The sequence below is a fragment of the Mesorhizobium sp. M2A.F.Ca.ET.037.01.1.1 genome (assembly GCF_003998075.1).
Classification (GTDB): domain Bacteria; phylum Pseudomonadota; class Alphaproteobacteria; order Rhizobiales; family Rhizobiaceae; genus Mesorhizobium.
Genome location: NZ_RZSA01000625.1, coordinates 1 through 4025 on the forward strand (window position 1 = coordinate 1; position 4025 = coordinate 4025).

Annotated in this window: 3 protein-coding genes; 2 read left to right on the forward strand and 1 reads right to left on the reverse strand. The window is 64.2% G+C overall.

Going from position 1 to position 4025, the window contains the following annotated elements; all coding sequences use genetic code 11:
- The coding region (locus EOA27_RS25645) for an MATE family efflux transporter (protein ID WP_145970526.1) at positions 1 to 1285 on the reverse strand (1285 nt) is incomplete at its 3' end.
- A 245-nt stretch (positions 1286 to 1530) separates the two neighbouring features.
- Between EOA27_RS25645 and EOA27_RS25650 the strand changes: the two genes are divergently transcribed.
- Positions 1531 to 2448 (forward strand): AraC family transcriptional regulator, encoded by a 918-nt coding sequence (locus tag EOA27_RS25650; protein ID WP_126079988.1) that lies wholly within the window; start codon positions 1531 to 1533, stop codon positions 2446 to 2448.
- Positions 2449 to 2686: 238 nt separating this feature from the next.
- The gene (locus tag EOA27_RS25655; protein ID WP_126079989.1) at positions 2687 to 3961 is read left to right on the forward strand and encodes an extracellular solute-binding protein; all 1275 of its coding nucleotides are present in this window, start codon (positions 2687 to 2689) and stop codon (positions 3959 to 3961) included.
- Positions 3962 to 4025: the final 64 nt, after the last annotated feature.

Here is a 4025-nt window from a genome sequence, read left to right on the forward strand (position 1 = left end):
GGCCGAAATGGAATGCGAGCAGCACGCCGAGCGGCAGGCCGACGCCCCAATAGCCGATCGCGGCATAAATCATCGGCACCTTGGTGTCGTGCAGGCCGCGCAGCATGCCGGCGGCTACCGCCTGGGCGCCGTCGAAGATCTGGAACAGCGCGGCGAACACCAGGAACGACACGGCGAGCGTGATCACCCTGGCATTGGCCGGATCGGCAAGGTCGATGAAGGCGCTGATCAGCGCGTGCGGCCAGAGGATCATCACCAGCCCCATCAGCGCCATGAAGGAGACGCCGATGACGAAGGCAGTCCAGCCAGCGCGCGACACCCCTTCCGGATTGCCGGCGCCATGCGCCAGGCCGACCCGGACCGTGACCGCCTGGTTGAGGCCAAGCGGCACCATGAAAGAGATCGAGGCGATCTGGATGGCGATCGCGTGGGCGGCGAGCGAATCCGCATCGATCAGGCCCATCAGCAGCGCCGCCGCATTGAAGATCGTCACCTCGAAGGCGAGGATGCCGGCGATCGGCAGGCCGAGCCGCAGCAACCCGCGGAAACGCGGCCAGTCGGAGCGCCAGAAGCGGCCGAACAGACGATAGCGGCGGAATTTCTTCTCCTTGATCACCACCGCCGCCAGGCCGATGAACATCAGCGTGCTGGACAGAGTGGTGGCGAGACCAGAGCCGGCAATGCCCATCGACTTGACGCCGAGGTTGCCGAACATGAACACCCAGTTGAAGAAGGCGTTGCAGGCGACCGCGACGAAAACGATGATCAGCGCCCAGCTCGGCCGCTCCAGCGCCGAGATGAAGGAGCGCAACACGATATAGCCGTAGAAGGGCAGCACCGCCCATTGCAGCCAGTGCAGATAGATGCCGGCCTGATGCGCGAGCTCTGGCTTCTGGCCCATGGCCAGAAGCACCTCTTCGCCATGCGAGAGAAAAAACCAGATCGGGATCGAGATAAGGATCGCCAGCCACAGGCCCTGTCGCACCGTGCGGCGCAGGTCGCGCACCGAATGGCGATGGCGGCCGAGCTCGGTCGCCATCATCGGCGAGGTCGCCAGCATCAGGCCGAGGCCGAAGATCAGCGGCATGAAATAGAGGTTGGAGCCGAGCGCGCCGGCCGCGAGCGTATCCGGCCCCAGCCGGCCCATCATCATGACATCGGTCGCGGTCATGGCCGTCTGGCCGAGATTGGTCAGCACCATCGGCCAGGCAAGCGCCACCGTCGCCCTGATTTCCTGACGCCAAAGGTTTTCCGGCGCGAGGGCGCCGGTTTCGATCGCAGACATTGTTCCGCTCTTTCAGAACACGGCGCGTCGGCAAAAAGGGACCGGAAGCCGCACACAATGGCGCAAAATGGCGCCATTTGCGTCGCCTTGTGAACGAAACGCGACATGTTGGCAAGGGAGGAGGCCGCGTTAGCGATTGATCCAGGCGGAGCTGCGATTCCCCGCGCCTCCTTCATTTGCCGGCCGCAGGCTGCTACGGATGCCCCCGGGCATGCGCAGCCGGCGCGCCATGCCGGGAGGAATGGATGCCGTTCAGGCGCAGAAAGAACACGGCCGCGATTCCGCGCACGGCGCCCGCCTTCGAGCACATCGTCACGGAGGCGAGCGAGAGCTTCCTGTGGCGGCTGGACGATTATCCGTGGGAGCGCAATGTCTGGAATTTCCATCCGGAATACGAGATCCATCTTCTGCGCAAATCGTCCGGCGTGGTGCTGGTCGGCGACCATATCGGCGAGTTCGGGCCGGGCTACCTGACCATCGTCGGCGGCGGGCTGCCACATGACTGGGTGACGGCGGTGCAGCCGGGCGAGCTGATCGAGGGCCGCGATATCGTGCTGCAGTTCGACGCCGAGCGGCTGCGCGGTTCGTCCGGGCTGCTGCCGGAGTTGCGCGAGCTGGAGCCGTTCTTGGAGCGCTCGCTGCGCGGCATGGTCTTCCACGGCCAGACGGCGCTGGACGGCGCCGAGCTGATGGAAAGAATGGGCGAAGTGCACGGGCTGGCAAGGTTCCGCATGTTCCTCGAGCTGCTCGACCTTCTGGCCACCACCGACGAATACGCGCTGTTGTCGTCGCCCGACTTTTCGCCGCTTCTCGATGCGGAGTCGCTCGACATCATTCAGCGCTCGCTGATCTATCTGTTCCAGCATTTCGCCGAGGATCTGAAGCTGCCGGACGTGGCAGCCTTGGCTGGGATGAGCGAAAGCACCTTCTCGCGCTTCTTCCAGAAGAACACCGGCAACTCCTTCAGCGACCATGTCGCCAAGCTGAGGCTTTGGCAGGCCTGCAAGCTGCTCGCAGACACCGAGATCCCGATAACCGACATCTGCTTCCAGGTCGGCTACATGAACATCTCGAACTTCAACCGCGCCTTCCTGCGCAAGCACAAGATGACGCCGTCCTCCTACCGCAAGCTGTCGCGGCAGCGGCTGACGCTAAGAGCGTGACACAGCCGATATCCGGCCACTTCCGATTGCACTGATACTCGTGTGACGGACAGACTCTGCCGGCGACATTTTTTGCGGCGCACAATGCATAAAAGTACAGGTCTGCTGCAACGGGGCTTCTAGTCTCGCCTCTTCCAACTGCTCATTTTGGCGACGGGTGACAGGTCAGACGGGCGACGGTGAGGGTCGCTTGGCCAAGGATCTGCCGCTTCGCGACTGTTCCTGGAGGAGAAAATCAATGAAATCATATCGGCTCGCTGCCAGCCTCGGCGCAGCGTTCGTGCTTACCGCTTCCGTGTCAACCGCAGCACTTGCCCAGGCGCCCGTCTGCTCGGCGCCGGTCAAGGTGCTGGCGCAGCCGCGCGACGGGCTGACGCTTCTGGAGGACTCCAAGGATGAGTTCAAGAAGCTCTCCGGCGCTTCGTTCCAGATCGACTACCTCAACGAGAACGACCGCCGCGCCAAGTCGCGCGCCGATGCTTCCACCGTCGGCAATTACAACGTCTACTATGTCGACGAGGCCAATGTGGCGCTGTTCGCCTCCTCGGGCTGGATCGTGCCGCTGACCGATTATTACCCGGCTGACTACGACTATGCCGATTTCGATCCGGGCCGCCAGAAGGTCGCCACCTATGACGGCAAGGTCTGGTTCGCGCCGCTGACCGGCGGCGGCGACTTGATGGTTTACCGCAAGGATGTGCTGGAGGCCGCCGGCATCCAGCCGCCGAAGACGCTGGACGAGCTGATCGCCGACGTGCCGAAGCTGACCAATGCCGACAAGGGCATATACGGCATCGCGCTGCGCGGCGCGCGCGGCTCGGGCGCCAATGTCTGGCGCTGGATGCCGTTCTTCAAGGCCTATGGCGGCAAGTGGTTCGACGGCGACAAGCCGGCTTTCAATTCCGACGCCGCCGTGAAGGCGACAGAGACCTATCTCAAGCTCTTCAAGGACTCGGCCGCCGGCACGCAGACCGGCAGCTGGGATGAATCGACCGGCGCCTTCCTCTCCGGCCAGGTCGCGATCCTTGTCGAATCGACGCCGCTGTCGGGCATGGCCGTAGATCCGAAGACCTCGCAGGTGGTCGGCAAGGTTGGCTTCCTACCGCCGCCGTCGCCGCTGCCCGGCGGCGGCTATGGCCATGGGCTGGCCATAGGCACCAAGGCCAATGCGGATGACGCGGCGAAGAAATGCGCCGGCCTGTTCATCGCCTGGGCGACGTCGAAGGAGAACGAGAAGCGCCGGCTGGACGCGCATCAGTTCGGCGAGCTCAACCGCACCAGCGTGCTCTCCAGCAAGGAGTTCGCCGACATCTACGGCGCCGATCTCGGCCAGGCGCTGGCCGAAACCGGGAAGGTGACGGCGGTGAACTTCTGGCAGGATCCGCGCTGGCCCGATCTCGGCGACCGCTGGGGCATCATCCTGGAAGAACTGGTCACCGGCACGCGCACCGACATCAAGGGCGGCCTCAACGAGCTCGAGGCCTATGCCAACGACCTGGTGAAGAAGAAGTAATCCTCCCGCCCGCGGCGCGCGGTCCACGGCATTCGAAGGAATGCCGGGATCCGCGCCGCGGGTT